A 22100-nucleotide genomic window follows, 5' to 3' on the forward strand; every position below is an offset into this window, starting at 1 on the left:
TGCTGTTCCGGTTCTTCACAAAGCGCAGGCCGGAACCGTCATTTTCCTGCAAAAGCAATTTTCTTACAGTTCAAAAAGGGGATCTGTGCGTGACAGATCCCCTTACTGATCGATTCTCTTCGGAACTGCTTTTCTCGGAAGCCTGTCCAGCTGCTGCAAAAGAGCAGGTTTCCTGGCTCGCAGCTTCCGGCACGGCAGTCTTTTGTAACTTACTTTAAGCCTGTGCCTTCGTCCGTCCGCCTTCTCGCGTATCTCACGCAATGGCCTTCTGGACAGACCTTTCTGCTTACAGTGACCGGATCGCTCAGGCATCTCACCTGATTCCCTTTTCCGCGCCCGGGGCGCGCACTCTCTCGCTTACCTTATCGTCCTGATTTCGCCCTATAGTTTAGCACACAGACTGGCATTCGTCAAATACTCCTTGCACTGATTTCCGGTTTCTCTGCCTTCCTGACTCTGGCCGGGTTTGATTTGCAATCCTTCCTCATCAATATAGCGCAGAATTCTGCAGGGATTCCCTGCAGCGACACAATTATCGGGTATGTCGTGGGTGACTACGCTGCCCGCTCCGATCACCACATTACTTCCTATCGTAATCCCTGGTAGCACTCTGCATCCGCCTCCAAACCAGACGTTATCTCCGACCGTTATAGGAAAAGCCCACTCGTAAAGCTGGTTTCTGAGCCTGCTGCCAATCGGATGATGCGCCGTATAGAAGCCGCAGTCCGGGCCGATGAATACATTGTCTCCAAAAGTAATCTTTGCCGGATCCATGAAATTGCAGTTATTGTTCGCATAGAAATTATCTCCGACCTCCACATTGAAACCAAAGCCACAGAATACATTCGGCTCCACATCCGGGTTCTTTCCCACCTTTCCGAACAGTTCCCGGATCAGTTCCTCCCGCCTCTCTTTGTCATCAGCCGGAGTCCTGTTATATTCCTGACACAAAAGCATCGCCTCCGCGATCAGAGCGTCGCGGCCCCGGAAGGCCGCATGGTATCTCTCGCCTCTCATGCATTTTTCAAATTCTTCTCTATCATAATCAATGTTTTTTCTCATAGTTTTCTCCATACATTCACAGGCCCCTCCAACACTGGTAAACCAAGGAATTGGCGGGGCCTGTAATTTATTTAAGCTTTGGAATTCAGCCATTTTTCGCAGTAAGCATCTACCAAGGGCGTCAGCGCCTCATAACCGTCTTCGGTCACTGCATAGACCGCTTCGATACGGTTGCTGTCACCAGGAGCCCCAAACAGAGAAATGTCCGTATTGAAACACATCCCCGGCTCAAAGACACGCTCGGTATTCTCATCGGGATAAGGATTCTCGGCTTCTGCCAGGCCGGAACCATGCATCGGCGGATACAGATCATAAGATTCCAGTCCTTCCGCGCGGAACTGATCCCGGACTGCTCTTACCAGATTTTTCATCGGATTGCCGGGGCGAAGCTGCGGCAGTGCCGTCTTCCATGCCCGGATCAGCGCGTCTATGATTTCCCAGGATTCCTTAGAGTAAGTTCCTACCGCAAAAGGTATCTGACAAGTCGCCGTATAACCCTGGTACATGGCCGCGATTCCGATTGCCACCATATCTCCGTCCTCGATTACTTTGTCTGTGGAGGCTCTTGGCACCACATAATTCGTGCGTTTGCCGGAGGAGCAAAGGGTAAATACAATTGCCTCCGCTCCGGCTTTACGCGCCGCAGCCTCAGCGATTCCCGAGGCTTCCGTCTCCGTCATCCCGATCAAATCTGTCTGCAGAAGGGCCTCCACTCCCGCCTGGGCGATTCTTCCCGCCTCCCGCATGCATGCGCACTCTGCCTTGCTCTTTACCTCGCGGAGTCTGTACAATACCTTATCCATTCCAACCAACTCACAACCAAAGCTTTTCTCCACATTTGCATACAGATCCTGGGGCATAGCGTCCATACCTACGATACCTACCCGTTCGATCTTCGTTTTCTGGCGAAGCTCCTCCATAATTCCTTTGAGGCTCTTGTAATCTGCAAAGGGATAATCAATCGTATCATCGATATAACCGGCGCACATGTCAGGTACATTTCGCAGATCCGGCCAGCAGGAAGTCTCCTCTGCCACCGCCCGGCTCTCCGGGGCTGTCAGAACGATCGGTTCCCCTTCCAGAGCAGCCAGAAAGGCCCCTCTGTCGAAAATCGGCCAATAGTTGCAGACATAACGAAGATTCTCCCTCCTGAACTCATCCCCATATACGAAAATCGCCTGTACGTCAAGCTTTTTCATCTCTTCCCGGATCCGTTCCAGTCTTTCCTTAAACTCCTGTTTTCCAATTCTTGGTTTCTCCATTTCTATTCTCCTTCTGCACTGATGTCCTGTTCCAAACCGATTGCGCGGCATCCTGCTGCTACATTCTTATGATTTCTCTTGGAAACGGCGTATAGATCTCCGCCTTGTCCTTTCCTACCCTGGCGCTCTCCTCTACGCGCAGTCCGTATCCGTTTTCATTTCCCAGAAATATATCGATACAGTAGCACATGTTCTCCTGAAGCACATAGTCGGAATCAATCTCGATCCAGGGCGGCTCTCCCTCCATCAGACCGCTGGCATGACAAGGGCCATATAAGGTATTTCTGTCGTGTCCTGTCTTTGCCAACTGTTCAAAATACTTTTGGGCCACCGTACCCGCCTGATTACCTTCGTAAAGCTCGGCGGCCACCACCTCCGCGGCCTCATATGCAGCCTTAATCGCATCGTAAGCCCAAGGATCCGGTTCCCCGAAAAACACCCCTCTTGCCAGAGAAGCAGCATAGCCTTCATAGCGGGCGCCTACATTCAGATGCACATAGTCCTGCTTCTGTATCACCTTGTTTCTTGGACGGCTGATCGCCTGATTGCTGCCTTTTCCGGCCAGAGTCCAGAACGGATAAGCCTCCATCTCGCCTCCGTTTGCATAGATAGCTTCCATCGCGTAGCCGCAGACCTGCTGCTCTGTCATCCCCGGCTTGATATGGGCCAGTTCATTTTCCAATGCTTTTACTGTGATCTCCCCGGCTTTTCGCAGACAGGCCAGCTCTGCCGGGGACTTTACTTTACGTAAGGTCATCAGCAGATCGTCACCTCTGACGATTTGCACATCCCCAAATCTCTCCAGAGCCTTTTTCAAATCTTCGTACACAATATAGGGCAGCAGATTGTATCCGGCTACCGCCAGCGTCTTGATCGTATCCGTACGGACAGCCTCCAGCGCTTCCTCCAGAGTATCCAGCTTCACTCCCGGATATTCCGGGTTTGAAGACTCCCGAAAACATTTGATCCGTCGAATATCCCTGATTTTGGAACGGTCCTCCGCATAGGTCAAACTCTCTGGTCCAATCAAAAGCAGCGGATCCCCCTTCCGCCCAAACAAAACCGCCGCAGTCTCAAAAGACGGCCAGTAATCACTCAAATACCGCACAAACTGAGGCTCCGCCTCGTTTGCAAACGCAAACATCACATCGATGCCCTGCTCTGCCATCAGCTTCTGGGCCTTTCTCACTCTCTCCCCGAACTCCTCCCTGGGGATACAGATTCTCTCCATAACTTTAAGCTCCTCCTTTTATCTAAGTTCTCCCTCAAATCCAATACAGTCAATCGCTACCGCCAGGAAGATAATCACGCCGCGTACCACATTATAAATGTAGACAGAGGCATTAAGCATTCCCAGACCGTTCAGCACGACCTGGATCAAAAGCACTCCCACAACCGCGCCTGGCAGAATCGATCCCTTTCCGCCGAACATGCTGGCTCCGCCGATTACTGCCGAAGAAATAATCTGAAACTCATTATTTTCTCCAAACGTAGTAAACACCTCACTGATCTGTCCGGCGGAGAGAAGCCCTCCTATGGCGGAAAACACGCCGCACATCATGTAAATGATAATCATATGCCGATCCACACGGATGCCGATTTGCGCCGCGGCCGCTTTATTATTCCCGATTGCCATGGTATGCTTTCCAAACGTCGTACAGCGCAGAACATAGTTCATCAGCACTGCAAGCACAACAAAAATGAGGAAGGCAACCGGAACACCAAAGATCCGGCTGTTCGATATGGTCCCGAGTATGCTGACGTCATACTTTGTATTTCCAGCTATCGTCAGCCCCAGGCCCCGGGCGATATACCCCATGAGCAGCGTGGCCATAAAGGGATAAATCTTCAGCTTCGTAATCAGAAGGCCGTTCATCATGCCAAAGGCCCCGCCCACCAGAATCGCCGCTCCAAAACAGATGACAAAAACAAATGGGGACTCCAGCACAGAAGCCGGGAGCTTCAAAAGGATCTCTCCTACCACCACACCCGAGATAAACATGACGCGTCCGGCTGAAATATCAATTCCCGCCGTAATCAGTACGAAGATCATGCCAATGGTTGCTACGCCAAAGGGAGCCATCTGCTGCAGGATCAGCATAAAATTGCTGTATGTCGCAAAGTTTTTATTCACAAAGCACAGAGCAACCACCATGATGGCAATTACAAGATAAAGTCCGTATCTCGAAAGAAAGCCTGCCGCCTTCCCTGTCTGTCCTTTTGCCATACTATTCATTCTGATTCCTCCTTACAACGCCATTCTTCCAAGAGTCTCCTGCGAAAACTCCGCCTTCTCAATGCTCCCGGCAAGACTTCCATCCTTCATCACAAGAATCCTGTCGCACATTCCCATCAATTCTTCCATTTCTGATGAGATGAACAAAATAGCGGCTCCCTCCGCAGCCAGCTTAAGCAGCAGCTTATAGATCTCGTATTTTGCCCCCACATCGATTCCTCTGGTCGGCTCATCCACGATAAAAATCTTCGGATTTGTAGCCACCCACTTCCCGATTACTACCTTCTGCTGGTTTCCGCCTGACAGACTGTTCACAGGCTGGCTTTTAGGATCTGCTGTCTTTATGCCCATGGCTGCTATCACATTTCCTGTCAGCTCCTGCTCCTTCCGGCTGTCGATCACGCCGAATTTCCCCGTCAGATTCCGCTCCATAACCATTGCGATATTATCGTTTACGGATTTGGGCATCATCAGTCCCTCCTCACGCCTGTTCTCCGTGATAAAGGCCATACCCTCCTGAATACAGTCTGACGGCGTCGGCCTTGCATATTCCTTTCCGCCTATCGTCACACTGCCGCTCTCCATAGGATCGACGCCGAAAGCGGCCCTTACAAGCTCCGAACGTCCCGCGCCCATCAGCCCGAATACTCCCAGGATCTCTCCCTCATGCAGTTCGATGCTCACATCTTTTACCAGGCCTGCACAGGATACATGATTGATGCTGTAAAGGACTTTGCTGCCTGTCGTTTTCTCAATCGTAGGATAGACCTGCTTCAGGCTCCTTCCTACCATATCCCGGATCAGACTTTCCCTGGACCATTCTTGCGCTTTTTTTGTCTCTATGATGTGCCCGTCACGCAGAACGCTGATCCGATCGCTGAGCTTCAGCACATCCTCCAGAATATGAGAAATATAAATAATCGAAATCCCGTTTTTCTTCAATTCCCCGATCGTCTCAAACAAGATCTCCTTCTCTCTGTTTGACAGAGAAGTGGTCGGCTCATCGAAGATCAGGATTTTCGTCTCCTTTACGAGGGCTTTGATAATCTCTATCATCTGCCGGGAGCCCATGGGAAGCTCGCCTACCTGGACACCCGGATTTTTTACATCTACATGATATTTTTCCAGATATTTTCCGGCCTCCTGGTACATTTTCTTTTTGTCCACTCTGCCGAAAAGTCCTGTGGGATAGCCGTCGATATAAATATTCTCCGCTACGCTCATATTCGTAAAAAGGCTCAGCTCCTGGTGGATAAAAGAGATGCCCGCCTGTGTGGCCGTCTGAGGACTTTGAGGCTTATATTCCCTTCCGCCAAGCTTCATAGTCCCCGCATCGCTGGGGAGCACGCCCCCGACGATATTCATCAGTGTAGACTTCCCGGCTCCGTTTTCCCCTACCAGTCCCAGCACCTCTCCTTCAAAAAGATCCAGAGAAATGTCATAGAGAACCTGTACGCCGAAAAATCCTTTGCAGATCCCATTTAACTGCAAAACTGCATCCTTCACCTTGTCATTCCTCCTTCACAGCCTTCTTCACACGGTAACGTGAATTTTTTACCATGTAGTCCAGAATCGTCGCCAGCAGAATCAAAAGTCCCTGAACCAGCATAATCGTGTACCACTCCACGCCTATCAGATTCATGGCGTTGTTAATCAGCACGATAAACAGCGAGCCGAGAAAGGTCTGACGCACTCCGCCGAAACCGCCGCTGACCGAAGTCCCTCCAATCACGACGGCCGAAACAATATTTAAAAACATCGTGCTTCCCAGATTGGACATGCCCGCCTGATTGCGCGCAGTCAGAAGAATTGATTCCACTGCTGCGAACAGAGCGCACAGCATAAACATCCAGAAAACCGTCTTTTTCACCTTAATCCCTGAAATGTGGGCTGCTTTGGGATTCGTTCCCACGGAATAAACATCCCTTCCGAATTTTGTCCTCTTGAGTAGAAAATCTGCAAGTCCCCACATGCACAAGGCTATTATAATCGGCACGAAAAAGTAATTTCCTGAGCCACCCAGAACAATAAAGGACTGCGGCAGACCGCCAATGCTTGTTTTTCCCAGCGCAAAAGACGCAAACCAGGTCGCAAATGCCGCGCCTATCAGCATTGTAGCCATGCTGGCAATAAAGCTTGGCATCTTCAGCCGTACAACTGCAAGTCCGTTGATCGCCCCAAAGATCGCTCCTACAAACAAAATTGTGACAATGCCCGCGACAGTCCCAAGCAGGGGTGCCTCCGGGAACAGAAATACCATCACGTAGGCTCCCACCACACTTCCCACTGCCAAAATTGAAGTACAGGACAGATCCGTCCCCGCATTTAATTCCACAAAGGTATAGCCGCAGGCGATTACAAGCAAATCACAGAGCTGCAGACATATATTTTTCATATTGTAGACGGAAACAAAATGCGGAACAAACAGAACGCCAAATAAAACAGCCAGCAATACAAACAGGGCAATCGGATAATCCAGAATTACTTTTTTTACTGCTACTCCCGTCTTTTTCATTTCTCTCATTCCTCTCAGAGCGTTGTTTTGATGGAGCTGCGGCAGCTCCTGTCAATTACCTCTTGGATTTTCCTTGACTGCTTCAGGTCAAATCGCCATAACTGTAAGCTTTCGGCGCCATCTCCTCAAAATTCTGGTAAGTTACGATAAAGCCAGGCAGATCAATCGTCGCTCCGTCCTCCTGCTCCTCTCCGTTCAGAATCTTGTAAGCGTATTCCACGCCCCACTGTCCGCATACCTGTGCGTCAATGACAGCGTCCGCCTCTACATATCCGTCCTTAATCGCCTGCAGTCCGTTGGAATCTCCATCCATGGAGAGCACCATCACATGCCCTTCTTCACCGATTTGTTTCCAGGCTCCTATCTGATCCAGGGCACTTTGAATACAAGGCAGATACATATCCGAAGGCGTCAGTATCAGATCGATGTCATCGTTGGCAGAAAGAGCGTTCTGCAGCCCCTTCAGAGCCGTGTCCTGATTCCAGTCGCCAGGGATCTCAGCTACCAGCTCAAAAGTATCCGGGTACGCCGCGATCGCGTCGCGCATGGCATTCAGACAGTTCACTGCGTAGGAATCTGACATGCTTCCCACCATTACAAGTGTCTTCAGGGGCGCTTCCAGATTCGCACAATCCTCAGACTGAGAAAACTCCTCCACAAGCTGGTAGGCCAGATCATAGGAATTGTTGATGATCTGCTTAGAGGGTGTCGCTCCATCCACAATTCTGTCTACCATGACCACTGGGATTCCCGCATCCATGGCCTTCTGTACAGACGCTGCTATCGCGACGGAATCCTCCGGGTTGCAAATAATCGCATCTACCTGCTGGGCGATCAGGTTTTCCATCTGCTGCGCCTGTTTCGTAGAATCATTTTCCGCATTCAGCAGCACAATCTCTATTCCCATCTCCTCGGCCGTCTCATTGATTCCGTCAATCATCGCACTATAATATCCTGTAATGAAACTGACGGTCACGCCAAAGGTCAGATCCTCCGCAGCCACCGCCGTGCTGTCCGCAGGATCCGCCGTCTCCGAATCGGAGCCGCTTTCTTCTGTATCCGCCGTCTCTCCAGACGTTCCGCTTTCCTGTCCGCCGCAGGCTGCCATGTTCAGCATAAGAACCGCCGCAAGAATCACTGATAACATTTTCTTTTTCATGTCATTTCCTCCTTTTTGTTTTGAGCTGCCGCATGTCCGGTTGTTTTGAACGGGTTACTAAATCGCTTTAGTTAATTATAGATGATGCCCCTGCTTCATGTCAACAGAATTTTCTGAAAACGTAAAAAAACGGCAGATTTATCGAAAAAATCCGCCGTTTTTTATGCAATGTGTATAAACTTATTGGATCATGGATTTAGGCTGTGAACTGATTTTCTTACAATCAATTCTCCCGCGTCCATGCAGAAAACCTCCCCCTCCGACTTACCTTCTATGATATTGTGCAGTATTTCCACTGCCTTTTCCCCCATGTAAGCGGTATCCACACGCAGCGTCGTCAGCGGCGGAATATAGTATTTTGCCACAGAAATGTCATCGATTGAGATAATGGAAACATCCTCCGGTACGGAGGCCCCCATCTGCACTAATCCGCTGATGGCTCCGATCGCAGTCAGATCATTCACACAGAAGATCGCTGTGGGCAGATGCTCTCTGCTCAGCTTTTCCTTCAAGGTATTTTGGACGGCCTCCGGCACGTTGATACCGTCATCGGCCGCACTTAAGATCCACTCCGCACGGATCGGCAGGTTCTTTTCCGAAAGGGCTCTCTGGTAGCCCTTCAGGCAGCGCAGATAAAACTCTGGCAACGATTCAATGCCCAGAAACGCGATGTCCCTGTGTCCCTGCCCAATCAGATACATACATACCTGGTATGCAAGCTCCTCATACCGCATCATAATGCACGGATAAGGCGGATTCTGCATGTGGGAGTCAATTGCGACCATCGGAATCTTATTTTCCTTGAGCGTCGCATATATCACTGGATCAATATCATGCATCACCAATGCGCCGTCGATGTCTCCCTGGCCTATCACCGTCGTCAAGTAATCCCGGTTTTTCAGATTCATCTCCGGCAGCAGCATGATATTATAGCCCATGCTGTTCGCCTTACAGACAGCGGCCTTAACCGTCCCGTTGGCGAACGCATCCGTAAACATCGCATATGTCTCACTGTTGATAAACGCTATATTGAAGCTGCGCTTCATGCTGAGGCGCCTGGAATTGATATTCGGTATATACCCCTCCTGCTTGATGATCTCCTGCACCTTCCGGCGTGTCTCCTCGCTGACGCCCTCCCGGTTATTCAACACGAAGGAAACTGCCGTCGGAGACACACCCGCAAGCTGGGATATTTTCTTTATATTCACTGATTTCAAGCATCTGACTCCTTTCTCATCACCTTTGTCATCGTCTGTTAACCTCCCATCGTTCTTTGTCGCTCTCATGGAAATACATACGGTCCGGTTGGGAACAGCCAGGCCGGCGCGATACAAGATCTGATTTTTATTATATCATAAATTTACAAAAAAGAAAGGGAAAAATCGATAAAACGGTTTAGTAAAAACCATTGACACCTGATTTTTTGTCCGTTATACTAAAACGGTAAAGTCAAAATTTCAGCTTCTAAAAAGGAGGTATTTGTTATGGAATATGCCATTACGAAGGAACAGCTTCGCCGCTGGTGTTCCGTTCCCCGCAGCGCTCTTTTTTCTCATCCTGATCGCAAAATAGATCGGATTGACATGCTGCCCACAAAGGCAGAAACTATGGAGCATATCGGCAATCTGATGGCCGACGAGATAATCGCCAACAATCAGGCCGGTAAAATTACCCGCTGGATCCTGCCCGCGGGACCGCTCGACCAGTACAAAACCTTCTGCCGCCGTGTCAACGAGGAGCGCATCAGTCTGAAAAACCTCTATGTTTTTCACATGGACGAATGGCTTGACTGGCAAAGCCGCCCCTATCCGGTCCAATATGCCTACAACAGTCTGCGCGGCATCATGCTTCATGACTTCTACGGACAGATTGATGAAGCTTTGAATGTACCGGAGGACCAGCGGATATGGCCTGATATGCACAATCTGGATTATTTCGATGAAAAGGTAGAGGAGCTGGGCGGTATCGATACAGTCTGGGCAGGCATCGGCTGCAAAGGATTGATCGCCTTCTGTGAATCCCCCCGTGATCCCTATCACCGGATTACTATGGAAGAATTCGCCGCATCCAGGACACGAATCGTACATATCAATCCCGACACGATTGTTGCCCTCTCTGAGCGCGAGGCCGGCGGCTGCTATGACGCGATCCCTCCTATGGCCATCACTCTGGGCTTTTGCTCTATCCTGAAAGCCAGACGTATTGTATTCATGATTACGACAGGTTCCTGGAAACAGACCGTCATCCGGGTCCTTTTATTTGGACAGCCTACCTTGGAATATCCGGCTACCCTCCTTGTAGACCGCATTCCTGAAAAAATATTGTGCTGTGATGAGGCCACAGCCTCCCACCCCATGGAAACTGACAACGGCTTTTATTCCTCTGAATTACGGTACTAAAAAATGAACGAAATATCCAACGCCAACTTATCTGACGGCCACGGCTCTAAAACTCCTATTTCCAATGAGCCTGCACAGGTTCTTGTATTCCACTCCCACGGAGTCGGACAATTGATTAAGCTCTCTCATTTCCCGGAAAACGGAGAAACTCTGTGGAGTTCCTCCTGGGAAATCGGCGATGACGGAGCCAAAGGTTCCAATACAGCTGCCGCTTTGGAGCGCCTCGGCGTACGGACGGCCTTTGTCAGCAAAATCGGCACTGACATCTGGGGACATATCGGTGAGGAGCTTCTGAAAGAAAACGGGATTTCCTGCGAAGCTCTGATTCGCGAACCCTCCATGTCCACGCAAATCGGAGCGATCCTGGTGGACCGCTCCGGCAGCAATTCTATACTTCTCGGAGGAGAGGCAGCCTGCTTCTCTACATCAGAAATCCACCACGGCATCCGCCAGTATCCGGAAGCCAAATACCTGATTACAGGCTTTGAAATCCGAATTTCCGATGCCCTGGAAGCAGCCTCCTATGCCAAAAACATGGGGAAATATGTAATTCTGAATCCTTCCCCTGCTCCCGAAGGGGATATTGGAAGACTTGACTTTGTTGATCTGCTAGTGGTAAACCAGACGGAAAGAGATGCTCTGCTGGCGTTGAAGAGCTGTCACCCCGCCGCCTGCACAGGAAAAGGCCATTCCTCCCTGAACTCCTATGACGTCCAGAGCATTCGGCAGCTTCAAAAACTATATGGCTGTGCACGCATCATATTGACTTTGGGCGGAAACGGCTGCCTTCTGCTTGACAAGAATCAGGTTTTCTCCTTTCCCGCCCACCCTGTCCCTGTCACGGACACCTCCGGGGCCGGAGATTCCTTCCTGGCCGCTGTGACGGCTGCTCTTGTGCGCAGAATACCGCTTAACAAAGGGTGCGAGCTGGCAAGTCTGTATGCTGCCCAGACCGTACAGAAATGGGGAACCTTTCCAGCCTTTTCCACCTTAGAGGAGATGATTTCTTTATACCCTGAACTTTTTTCGCTACTGAAGGCATAGCACCAAAAACGCAGGCCAGCACACTGGCAGCTTCTGCACTCTCTGAAACCAGACAGCGAGGGGCCTGTCTAAAGTCAGATGCCTGCCAGTGTACGGAACTGTTCTATCGTTTTGGCCTTTGCCACAATCTTAAGCCATGCCCGCAGCTTCTCCATATCTGTCTCTTTCATAATGCTCTCCTGATGCTCCTTTGATCTGATCTGTAAACTGTTCCACCTCTCTATGAGGCATGTTCAAACGGACTTTTTTCACACAATCTGAATTCCTTCCCTCCTGCTTTCCATAAACTCCTCCTTTTCCTGAATTATAAAAAGCAGACTGCTGCTATTGACTTATAGTCATTATTGCGTCAGTGTACAAGAGACAACGTGCCTCAGTGAAGTGAACCCTAAAAGTTAGACAAGAGTTATGCGGCAAAGCCGTTTTTAATTCTGTATTGGACAGGGCTTAACCCATTCAGTTTTTCTTTGATTCGGTTGTGGTTATAGTATTCAAGATAGGCGTTTAGTTCCTGGCAAAACTCGTCTAATGATTGGAACGTCCATAGGTATAGCAATTCCTATTTGAACATTCTGAAGAAGTCTTCCATAACCGCATTGTCCAGACAGTTTCCCTTTCTGGACATACTTTGTCGAATGCCTTTTTGCGTGTATGCCCTTCCAGTACATACTGAACAACCGCTAATCTTAATTCCTCACTGAACAATTCTTTTCCCGTGGATTACTGCGCCCCTATCGTTGGCTTTCTTATCCTACTTTTGGGGTGCAGTTCATTCAGACAGGAGGTGTCGGGAAGAAATAGATAGTCTCTGGAATTCATTCTTGAGAAGTTTAGGACAAGCCATCATCTTATTTCAGAAACTTCCGGCGAAAAGTAAGTGAGTATTCAAGAACTATGGAATAGAATCATAAAAATAGCATATTTCATCCGTAGAACCCAACTATTCTCTACGGATGTAAATCAGGGAATCGACATTTATCACCCGCTTCCAGTATTAGTCGACAACCCAGTAAAAATATAATTCAATTGTGAATTGGTCTCATTCACAAAGCAAATTTACACGGATTTGTGAATTGGAGCGAACAGTAACAGAATTACACATCGAATCAGCATTAAACAAAGGATAATATGAAACCAAAGAAATACAGAAAAACACTAAATGACTCTGCTATAACTGTGACGAAAGATTGGATGAGAATGATGCAAATCCTCCGATTAAATGATAGAGCGATACTCTCTTTTTGTTTCTCAGCGCAAAAAAGAGCCCTTGCTCCATAGATGATTGTTCACCTACTTTGCAAAAGCTCTTTTGTTGTCATCTGTTTCCTGAACCGCCGTCAGGCATTCTTCTCCGGCATTACCACCTGGATATGCACATCCTTCAGCTGCTGCGGGTCTACCTCGGCCGGAGCTCCCATCATAACGTCCTGGGCCGTCTTGTTCATGGGGAACGGAATGATCTCGCGGATGCTTTCCTCTCCCGCAATCAGCATTACCATACGGTCCACGCCCGGAGCGATGCCTGCGTGGGGCGGAGCTCCGTAGCAGAATGCGTTGTACATGGCCGGGAACTTGGCCTTCACATCGTCTTCGCCGAGGCCGACCAGCTCGAAAGCCTTTACCATGATTTCCGGATCATGGTTCCGGACAGCGCCGGAGGACAGCTCCACGCCGTTGCAAACCAAATCATACTGGTAAGCATAGATGTCAAGCGGGTCTTTCTCTGTCAGATCCTTCATGCCGCCCTGGGGCATGGAGAACGGATTGTGGCAGAATTCCAGCTTTCCGGACTCCTCGCCAATCTCGTACATGGGGAAGTCTACGATCCAGCAGAATTCGTAGCATTCCTTGTTCATATGGCCTTCCACCGTGTTGCCCAGCACCTTGCGGAGCACGCCTGCAGTCTTCTGGGCCGCGAGCTTCTTTCCTGCCGCCAGGCCCACGAAATCGCCGGGCTTTAAGGACAGCGCCTCGATCACAGCCTCTTTTCTGTCTGCCAGGAACTTGGAGATACCGCCGACCAGCTCGCCGTTCTCATCCAGGCGGAACCAGTAAGCCTTATTTCCGGTCTGCACCTCCACATCGGCACAGATCTTGTCAATCACCTTACGGGTGCCCTTGAAATCGCTGAATACCACAGCCTTTACGTTCTGTCCCTCAAAGGGTCCGAAGCCGCAGTCTGCCATACATGCAGTTGCGTCCTGCAGGGTCAGATCGATGCGCAGATCCGGCTTGTCAGAGCCGTAGATTTCCATGGCGTCATGATAAGAAATCCGCTTAAAGGGCGCGCTGGAGGCTGTCTTGTATACGCCGTATTTTGCGAAGATGGGCGGAAGCACATCTTCAAGCACGGAAAATACGTCATCCTGGCTTGCGAAAGCCATCTCCATATCCAGCTGATAGAATTCTCCCGGAGACCGGTCTGCTCTTGCGTCCTCGTCACGGAAGCAGGGCGCAATCTGGAAATAACGGTCGAAACCGGAGGTCATCAGAAGCTGTTTGAACTGCTGGGGCGCCTGGGGCAGAGCGTAAAACTTGCCCGGATGATTTCTGGACGGCACCAGGTAATCTCTTGCGCCCTCCGGAGAGGAACAGGTCAAAATCGGCGTTGTAATCTCCAGGAATCCGTGCTCTGTCATGCTCTTGCGGAGCTCTGCCACCACATTGCAGCGCAGAACGATCCGATCTTTCACAGCCGGATTTCTCAGATCCAGATAGCGGTATTTCAACCTTGCATTCTCATCTGCTTCCTTGGAATGGTTAATCTCAAAGGGAAGCTCGTTGTAACGGCAGCGGCCCAGCACCTGAATATCGGTGGGCACTACTTCGATCTCTCCGGTGGGAAGATTCGGGTTCTTGCTGGAACGCTCACGTACCACGCCGGTAATGGACAGGGTGGATTCCGTATTGACACCGGACAGACGGGCCATCATCTCCTCCGTCTCAATGACCGCCTGGGTCGTGCCGTAAAAGTCCCGCAGAATCAAAAATCCCAGATTCTTGCTGACCTTCCGCATATTTTCATACCATCCCACAATGGTGACGGTCTTTCCTGCGTCAGAAAGCCGGAGCTCATTGCAGGTATGTGTTCTTGACTGAAACATCTCTTTTCTCCTCCTAAAATCTATTTAAAAGTTACTATTCACAGCCAATTCAGAAATGATAACAAATGTGTCGTGCTTGCACGTAAGCATTTGTTATCATTTCTGAATCAGGACTGTGAAGCAGTCACCCCACCCACATAAGCAGTCTTAGCTCCGTAAGGAGCGGGACTGAAGCCTCGAAGAGGCGACGAGTGCGCATGTGGGTGGAGTGGCTGTGAATAGTAACACTAAAACAACGCCGGAAGCTCGTTCAAGCTCACCTCAGTCTGCTCGCCGGTGGCCATATCCTTCACATTCGCCGTGCCCTTCTCAAGCTCGTCCGCTCCGATGATGACTACTTTCTTCGCGCCAATCTTATTGGCGTATTTCATCTGCGCCTTGACGCTGCGGTCCATGTAATCGGTCTCCACAATCAGGCCGTGGCTCCGGATTTCATTTACCAGCTTATAGGCCCTCGCCCTTGCGTCCGCTCCCAGAATTCCCACATAGAGATCCGGCGTCTCCATGGCCGGCAGCTCCACGCCTTCCTTCTCCAGGAAATAGAGAATCCGCTCGATTCCCATGCCGAAGCCCACAGAAGGAATGTCATGCTTCTCATCAATCTCATGAATCAGGCCGTCATAGCGTCCGCCTCCGCAGAGGGTGAAGCCTTCGGAATTCACAAACTCAAACACGGTCTTCGTATAATAGTCCAGACCGCGGACAATGCCCGTATCCACCTCAAACGGTATCTCCAGCTCGGTCAGGAGCTTCTGAAGCTCCGCGAAATGCGTCTGGCACTCCTCGTCCAGATAGTCGATGGTCCGGGGCGCATCCTTGATAATTTCCCTGCACTCGGGCACCTTGCAGTCGATGACGCGCATGGGATTTTTCTGCATTCTTTCCCGGCAGGTAGGACACAGAGCGTCCTCATGCTTTCTCAGATAGGAGAGCAGCGCTTTGTTGTAATCCTTCTTGCAGTTCGGGCAGCCGATGCTGTTGATATGAAGCTTTACATCCTTCAGCCCCAGCTTCCGGATGAGGGCAGCCGCCAGGGAAATCACTTCCACCTCAGCCAGAGGACTCTTGGAGCCCACAAACTCCACGCCGAACTGGTGATGCTGGCGGAGGCGCCCGCTCTGAGGTTTCTCATAACGGAAAGCCTGCGTCACATAGTACAGCTTTGTGGGGGCCGGGTTGGCATACATATTATGCTCCAGGTAAGCGCGCATGGTTCCCGCCGTGCCTTCCGGCTTCAGCGTAATGCTTCTGTCGCCCTTATCCTTAAAGGTATACATCTCTTTCTGCACCACGTCCGTGGTCTCGCCCACGCCGCGCTGAAACAGCACGGTGTGCTCAAACATCGGGGTAATAATCTCAGTCATATTGTAGGTGCGTGCCAGTTCTCTTGCCTGGCGCTCCACCCACGCGCGCCGGTGCATCCGCTCGCCGTACCAGTCTTCCACTCCTCTTGGAGCCTGTGTAATCATATGTTCTCCTCCTCTGTAATCCGGACCTCTATGCGGGGAAGCTCCCATTTCTCCTGAAGCTCCTCCTCGTGAATCACTCTCTGAAAGGCCAGAAATACTCTCATATCAAAATTTTTTACTTCCTCAATCATCAGTTCCACTGCCGTCTCCGAATCGAAGGCCTTCCGGTAGGGCCGGTCCGAAGTCAGCGCCGCGTATACGTCGCATACTCTTAGAATTCTGGCGCCCAGAGGAATCTGCGTGCCAGCCAGATTCTCCGGATATCCGGAACCGTCATAATTTTCATGATGATATAAAATACTTTCCACCACGAAATCCGAGTAATCATGACGCATCAGAAGCTCATAGCCAAGCCTCGGGTGCATCCGGACATATTTCATCTCCTCGATCTTCAGCGTATCCTCATGGCGTCCGTACAGATAGCCGGATACTCTCAGCTTTCCGATGTCATGTACCATGCCGGCCACTGCCAGCTCATGGCACTGAGTCTCGTACAGTCCCAGGCTTTTCGCCGTATAATAAGCCAGGTTGCTGACTCTGATCCCGTGATTGATTTCCTCTGTGATATCCTCTTCAAAAAAGGAAAGGGGCGTCACCTTGTTCATTCCTGTTTCTATTCCTGTTCCAAATCCTGTCTCAGAAAAGGCCGTGAGCCTCCATAAAGCTTCTCTTCCGTTCGATCATCTCATCAATGCGCCCGATATACTGGGCCACATCCTTGACATTTTCCACTCTCTCAATGTGATCGGCGGCAAACACGAACTTGGAAGACGCTCCTGCTCCTGCGGCCAGAATCGTCTGCTTCTCTTCCATAATCAGTATATTGTAAATTCCCGCTTTGTCAACCTTCGCGTAACCTACATTTTCAAAATTGCCTGCCATATTTTTCTGCCGGTAGAGATAATAGGGGTAAGCTCCCTGCTCCACGCAGTACCGATACGTCAGGTCCATAATCTCCTGGCTGTTCTGGAAACCCATCTCCTCATAGGTGTCCCGGAACAGCTTCAGCCGCGCGGCCCTCTTGACCGCCAGAGAATGGACCGTAATGCTGTCCGGATCAAGAGCGCGCAGTTCTTCCATGGTGTGGCGTACATCCTCAATGCCCTCTCCCGGAAGCCCTACAATCAGATCCATATTGATATTGTCAAAGCCGGCCTCCCTCGCCATATGGAAAGCCTGTACGGTCTCTTCCACTGTATGTTTTCTTCCAATCAAATCCAGCGTCTTCTGGTTCATGGTCTGGGGATTGACGGAGATTCTTGTCACCTTATGATCTTTCAAAGCGCGGAGCTTCTCCGGAGACACACTGTCCGGACGTCCCGCTTCTACAGTCAGCTCCTTCAGATACTGCAGATCAAAGTTTTCCTCTATACAGGACAAAAGTCTGTCCAGCTGCGAGGCATTCAGTGTGGTAGGAGTCCCGCCTCCCACATATACTGTATTCAGCTTTCTGCCCGCATAAGCCTTTCCCAGAAAAGAAAGCTCCTTAAACAGCGCCTCCAGATAATCCTCTACCCGCTTTTCCCACAGCTTCATGGGGGATGAGGAAAATGAACAGTACAGGCAGATGCTTGGGCAGAAGGGAATTCCCACATAAAGGCTGTAGCCGTTTTCGTAATCCAGCCCCTCCAGAACCTCCCGCTCCCGGTTGGCAATGGAGATGGCAAGGGCTGCCTTTTCTTTGCTGCAGTCATAAGTCTCCCACATATACCGGGCTATTTCCAGATTGGAATGACCTTCTTCCAGCATGGCCATGGGAATCTTCACCGGCCGGATTCCGGTCAGCGTCCCCCAGGGCAGTGTCTTCCCTGTAAAAGCACAAAGCTTCTGATACAGAAGCTTTTTCAACTGGTTCTTGACCGCCTTTCGATCCGGGTCTTCCACGGAAACCGTACCGCTCTCCCGGCAGATACCATTTTCATAAATTAAAAACCGTACTTCTGCTTCACCAATCTCCGCCTCCATCTTCAGGGGAGAATCTTCTGTAAATGTTTCCTTTTCCCGGACCTGGACCTCCTTACCCGGATAAAAGGCCTGAATCAGTGAGTGGATATCATAGGCAAAGCTCTCATCGTTAATCTTTACTTCTATCATTTTATCAGTTCCTTATAAAAGGATTCCACCGTCTCTCATCGCCGATGGCCGTCTCTTCCTGATGACCCGGATACACTTTCGTCTCGTCGGGAAGGGGCATCAGCTTCTCTGAAATGGAGCGGACCAGGGTTCCCATGCTTCCGCCCGGAAAATCGGTCCGGCCCACGGAGCCGCAGAACAGAGTGTCTCCCGAAAACAGTACGCCTTCCTCTTCGCTGTAATAACAGCAGCCGCCCGGCGTGTGACCGGGAGTGGACAGCACCCGGAATTTCATGCCTGCCGCTGTAAGCTCCTGGCCGTCCTCTGTCAGGACATCTGCTTTCAGAGACAGCGGCTTCCCGAAAAGCCCTGTGGACAGATTCTGTCCGGGATCTGCAAGCAGTTCTTCCTCTGCCCTGCAGGCATAGACCGGAATTCCCGTCTTCTCCCGAAGCTCCGGCACCGCCATGATGTGATCCCCATGCCCGTGGGTCAGAAATACCGCTTTCAGTGTCAGGCCTTCCTCTGCGGCCTTTTTCAGAATCACATCCGCCCGGTCAGCCGGATCGATCACAATCGTCTCTTTCGTCTCTTCATTTATGACAAAATAGCAGTTGGTCGCCACAGCGCCCAGCACCATACATTCTATCTTCATAGACCCTCCTGCCCTTATCAGCCGGTGGCTCGCTCCACATCCAGCACGCTTTCCACCTGATACAGCTTCTCTGCAATCCGCTGCAGTTCCTCTTTTCCTCCGATATCAAAGGTGACCGAGATTGTAGCGGTTCCCTGCTTGCTGGTCCGCACATTCATACTGGTCATATCGATGCCTCTTTCCGTAAAGATACGGGAGATATCTACCAGAAGCCCTGTCCGGTTGTTGGCATAGATCTTAATCTCCGTAGCGTATTTCTCACCGGACGAAGAGGCACCCACATCCTGCCACTCCGCGTCAATCAGCCGCTGGCGTTCCGACTCCTGCAGATTAATAATATTGACACAGTCGGTCCGGTGAATGGAGACGCCGCGTCCTCTTGTCACAAAGCCTACAATCTCGTCGCCAGGCACCGGGCTGCAGCATTTGGAGAAACGGACCGATACATCCGACAGCCCCTTCACTACAATTCCACTCTTGGACTTGGTCAGCTTCAGCTTGTTGTTCTTGTTTTCTGTGACCGCCTCCATTACCTTTTCATCGGTAATCTCTTTCCGGTGGAGCTTTTCATACTCCTCCACCATCTTATTGATAACCTGGCCTTCCTTCAGTCCTCCGTGTCCGATGGCTGCCAGGACAGAATCCCAGTCGCGGAAGCCATATTTGCGCATGACAGCGTTCTGGAACTCCGGCTTCATGATATTGGCGGTATTGATGGATTTCAGTTTACAGTACTGGGCAAGCATCTCCTTGCCCTTCAGAATATTTTCTTCCTTAAACTGATTCTTAAACCACTGATTGATCTTGTTCTTCGCCTGGGTGCTCTTGACCACATTCAGCCAGTCGCGGCTCGGTCCTCTGGAATTCTGAGAGGTGATAATCTCAATCCGGTCGCCGTTCTGAATCTTATAGTCGATGGTCACCAGCTTTCCGTTGACCCTGGCGCCAATCATCTTATTTCCCACAGCGCTGTGCACGCTGTAGGCAAAATCTATGGGCGTAGAACCGCTGGGCAGCGCCTTGACCTCTCCTGTGGGCGTAAAACAGTATACGCTCTCGGAAAACAGGTCCAGATCGCTTTTCAGCAGATTCATGAATTCTCTGTTGTCAGACATATCCCGCTGCCACTCCAGAATCTGGCGCAGCCAGGTCATCTTCTCTGCCTCCTGCTGATCCACCGGCTTCTTGCCGTCGCTGCTCTCCTTATATTTCCAGTGGGCCGCGATACCGTATTCCGCCGTCTTGTGCATCTCATAGGTACGGATCTGAATCTCAAAAGGCTGGCCGTTTGGTCCAATCAGGGTCGTATGCAGGGACTGATACATATTCGCCTTCGGCATGGCGATATAGTCTTTAAATCGGCCGGGAATCGGCTTATACATCTCATGGATCACGCCCAGGGCCGCATAGCAGTCCTTCACTGTCTCCACAATGATGCGGACCGCAAACAGATCGTAGATCTGATCGAGGGTCTTGTGCTGGTTCACCATTTTCTTGTAAATGCTGAAGAAATGCTTCACACGTCCGTCCACATGAGCCTCAATGCCTGCATTCTTCATGTGCTGCTGTACCTCTGACACAATTTTCTGCACAAAGGCTTCCCGGTCGCTCTTTTTCTCGGCAATCTGTTCCTTCAGATCATAATAAACTTCCGGCTCCAGATATTTCAGCGACAGGTCATCCAGCTCATTTTTCACCTTGGAGATACCAAGCCTCTGGGCGATGGGCGCATAGATGTCCATGGTCTCCCTGGCTTTTTCTTTCTGCTTCTCCGGCTTCATATACTGCAGAGTCCGCATATTGTGCAGACGGTCTGCCAGCTTGATCAGAATGACCCGGATATCCTTCGCCATGGCCAGGAACATCTTACGCAGATTCTCAGCCTGAACCTCAATCTTATCCGCGGAGTAAGACAGCTGGCCCAGTTTCGTGACGCCGTCCACCAGAAGGGCCACTTCATCCCCGAACTCCTGCGCAATCTCCTCCGTGGTCATCACGGTGTCTTCCACCGCGTCATGCAAAAGGCCGGCAACGATAGTCTCTTTATCCAGCTCCAGATCCGCCAGAATAATCGCCACGCAGAGCGGATGAATGATATAGGGCTCTCCGGATTTGCGCAGCTGGCCCTGATGAGCCTCCGACGCAATCTTATAAGCCTTTTCAATCATACTGATGTCGGTAGAAGGATGATATTTGAGCACACTGCTGATCAGCTCTCTGTAAAGCACGTCGGGACTCGTAAAATCCTGCATGGCCTTCACATTCTCATCATCGTGATTTACTTCCATATCCCGGTTTTTCACGCCAATCTTCATCTCTGCCATTCTCAACACCTGCCTTTTGCCGCATTTATAACTTTATCTTTTTCTGCAGTTTCCTTTCCCGGCTCCAGGAAACAGTTCTCCCAGACCGGGGATGCCTGCTGACTTCCTGGTGGCTACTTTCCCTCGTACCGAATCACGGAAGCTACTTCATACTTCTGCAGGCGCTCCCGTCCTTTCAGGCCCGCAAGCTCCATCAGGAAAATAATTTTTACCACTTCGCCTCCCAGAGACTCCACCAGCTCTGCGGCCGCCTGAATCGTTCCGCCTGTGGCAATCAGATCGTCCACCAGCACAACCTTCTGTCCCGGTTTGATGGAATCCCTGTGCATCTCAATCTCCGCGCTGCCGTATTCCAGGTCGTACTCCCTGGACACGGTCTCACAGGGCAGCTTTCCCTTCTTGCGAATCAGCACAAAGGGTTTATGCATGTTATAGGCAATCGGGGCTCCAAACACAAAGCCTCTGGATTCCGCACCCACAATCACATCAAAATCCACGTCCTTTACCAGCTCCTGCATGGAATCAATGGCCAGATGCAGGCCGTCCGCATCCTGCAGCACAGAGGTAATATCCCGGAAAATGATTCCCGGCTCCGGAAAATCCGGAATGCTTCTTACATAGTCTTCCAGTTTTTTCATATCTATAATCCTCTTTTCTTAAGGTTTGCTTTGCTCCCCATTTCCATACAGGCATGCAGCTCCTGCCGGCAGCCGTCATGCAGCTTTCCTGCCGCGCATACCTGTGCACACGTACTATAGTATAGCATGAACGGCCGTATTTGACAAGATTTTCGCTTAT

Annotated in this window: 17 protein-coding genes, 1 pseudogene and 1 riboswitch; of the genes and pseudogenes, 2 read left to right on the top strand and 16 right to left on the bottom strand. The window is 50.5% G+C overall.

The features are described from left to right. Nucleotides 1-145: 145 nt before the first annotated feature. Nucleotides 146-368: riboswitch (cobalamin riboswitch) on the bottom strand. A 13-nt stretch (nucleotides 369-381) separates the two neighbouring features. The 8 genes from B5E82_RS02140 to B5E82_RS02175 all read right to left on the bottom strand — a co-directional run bounded on the left by B5E82_RS02140 (nucleotide 382) and on the right by B5E82_RS02175 (nucleotide 9442). Beyond that, on the bottom strand, nucleotides 382-1062 hold the full coding sequence (locus B5E82_RS02140; RefSeq protein WP_087305764.1) for a sugar O-acetyltransferase: 681 nt from the start codon (nucleotides 1060-1062) through the stop codon (nucleotides 382-384). Between the two features lie 71 nt (nucleotides 1063-1133). Next, entirely contained in the window at nucleotides 1134-2324 is a 1191-nt protein-coding gene (locus B5E82_RS02145; RefSeq protein WP_162610679.1) for a M24 family metallopeptidase, read from the bottom strand. 58 nt (nucleotides 2325-2382) lie between these two features. Continuing rightward, nucleotides 2383-3555, bottom strand: coding sequence for a M24 family metallopeptidase (locus B5E82_RS02150; RefSeq protein WP_087305766.1), 1173 nt, complete (start codon nucleotides 3553-3555; stop codon nucleotides 2383-2385). 18 nt (nucleotides 3556-3573) lie between these two features. Next, nucleotides 3574-4560 carry an ABC transporter permease gene (locus B5E82_RS02155; RefSeq protein ID WP_087305767.1) on the bottom strand — a complete coding sequence of 329 codons (987 nt, stop codon included), beginning with the start codon at nucleotides 4558-4560 and terminating at the stop codon, nucleotides 3574-3576. A 12-nt stretch (nucleotides 4561-4572) separates the two neighbouring features. After that, nucleotides 4573-6066: a sugar ABC transporter ATP-binding protein gene (locus B5E82_RS02160; protein WP_087305768.1), complete on the bottom strand. Its 1494-nt coding sequence runs from the start codon at nucleotides 6064-6066 to the stop codon at nucleotides 4573-4575. Between the two features lie 4 nt (nucleotides 6067-6070). Continuing rightward, on the bottom strand, nucleotides 6071-7075 hold the full coding sequence (locus B5E82_RS02165) for an ABC transporter permease (RefSeq protein ID WP_162610680.1): 1005 nt from the start codon (nucleotides 7073-7075) through the stop codon (nucleotides 6071-6073). 82 nt (nucleotides 7076-7157) lie between these two features. Next, nucleotides 7158-8234, bottom strand: a complete 1077-nt coding sequence (locus tag B5E82_RS02170) for a sugar ABC transporter substrate-binding protein (protein WP_087305770.1) — start codon at nucleotides 8232-8234, stop codon at nucleotides 7158-7160. Nucleotides 8235-8422: 188 nt separating this feature from the next. Then, nucleotides 8423-9442: a LacI family DNA-binding transcriptional regulator gene (locus tag B5E82_RS02175; protein ID WP_242966232.1), complete on the bottom strand. Its 1020-nt coding sequence runs from the start codon at nucleotides 9440-9442 to the stop codon at nucleotides 8423-8425. 276 nt (nucleotides 9443-9718) lie between these two features. On the opposite strand from B5E82_RS02175, the gene B5E82_RS02180 reads away from it, so the two are divergent. Together B5E82_RS02180 and B5E82_RS02185 are read left to right on the top strand one after the other, a co-directional pair. Beyond that, nucleotides 9719-10633, top strand: a complete 915-nt coding sequence (locus tag B5E82_RS02180) for a glucosamine-6-phosphate isomerase (protein ID WP_087305772.1) — start codon at nucleotides 9719-9721, stop codon at nucleotides 10631-10633. Nucleotides 10634-10744: 111 nt separating this feature from the next. Next, complete coding sequence (locus B5E82_RS02185) at nucleotides 10745-11677, top strand: PfkB family carbohydrate kinase (RefSeq protein ID WP_162610682.1); 933 nt, start codon at nucleotides 10745-10747, stop codon at nucleotides 11675-11677. A 406-nt stretch (nucleotides 11678-12083) separates the two neighbouring features. On the opposite strand, the pseudogene B5E82_RS18385 reads toward B5E82_RS02185, so the two are convergent. The 8 genes and pseudogenes from B5E82_RS18385 to B5E82_RS02225 all read right to left on the bottom strand — a co-directional run. Then, nucleotides 12084-12317 (bottom strand): annotated as a pseudogene (locus B5E82_RS18385) (transposase); the annotation flags it as partial. A 697-nt stretch (nucleotides 12318-13014) separates the two neighbouring features. After that, nucleotides 13015-14781: an aspartate--tRNA ligase gene (gene aspS, locus B5E82_RS02195; RefSeq protein ID WP_087305775.1), complete on the bottom strand. Its 1767-nt coding sequence runs from the start codon at nucleotides 14779-14781 to the stop codon at nucleotides 13015-13017. Nucleotides 14782-15008: 227 nt separating this feature from the next. After that, nucleotides 15009-16250 (bottom strand): histidine--tRNA ligase, encoded by a 1242-nt coding sequence (hisS, locus tag B5E82_RS02200; protein WP_087305776.1) that lies wholly within the window; start codon nucleotides 16248-16250, stop codon nucleotides 15009-15011. Then, nucleotides 16247-16855 (bottom strand): HD-GYP domain-containing protein, encoded by a 609-nt coding sequence (locus B5E82_RS02205; RefSeq protein WP_087305777.1) that lies wholly within the window; start codon nucleotides 16853-16855, stop codon nucleotides 16247-16249. Before B5E82_RS02205 ends, hisS begins: the two co-directional genes overlap by 4 nt. Before the next feature lie 31 nt (nucleotides 16856-16886). After that, nucleotides 16887-18344, bottom strand: a complete 1458-nt coding sequence (gene hemZ, locus B5E82_RS02210; RefSeq protein ID WP_087305778.1) for a coproporphyrinogen dehydrogenase HemZ — start codon at nucleotides 18342-18344, stop codon at nucleotides 16887-16889. A gap of 4 nt (nucleotides 18345-18348) precedes the next feature. Next, on the bottom strand, nucleotides 18349-18978 hold the full coding sequence (locus B5E82_RS02215; RefSeq protein ID WP_087305779.1) for an MBL fold metallo-hydrolase: 630 nt from the start codon (nucleotides 18976-18978) through the stop codon (nucleotides 18349-18351). Between the two features lie 17 nt (nucleotides 18979-18995). Continuing rightward, nucleotides 18996-21293: a RelA/SpoT family protein gene (locus B5E82_RS02220; RefSeq protein WP_242966233.1), complete on the bottom strand. Its 2298-nt coding sequence runs from the start codon at nucleotides 21291-21293 to the stop codon at nucleotides 18996-18998. 122 nt (nucleotides 21294-21415) lie between these two features. Continuing rightward, nucleotides 21416-21940 carry an adenine phosphoribosyltransferase gene (locus B5E82_RS02225; RefSeq protein WP_087305781.1) on the bottom strand — a complete coding sequence of 175 codons (525 nt, stop codon included), beginning with the start codon at nucleotides 21938-21940 and terminating at the stop codon, nucleotides 21416-21418. Nucleotides 21941-22100: the final 160 nt, after the last annotated feature.

This window comes from Lachnoclostridium sp. An138 (assembly GCF_002160765.1).
Taxonomy (GTDB): domain Bacteria; phylum Bacillota; class Clostridia; order Lachnospirales; family Lachnospiraceae; genus Laedolimicola; species Laedolimicola faecalis.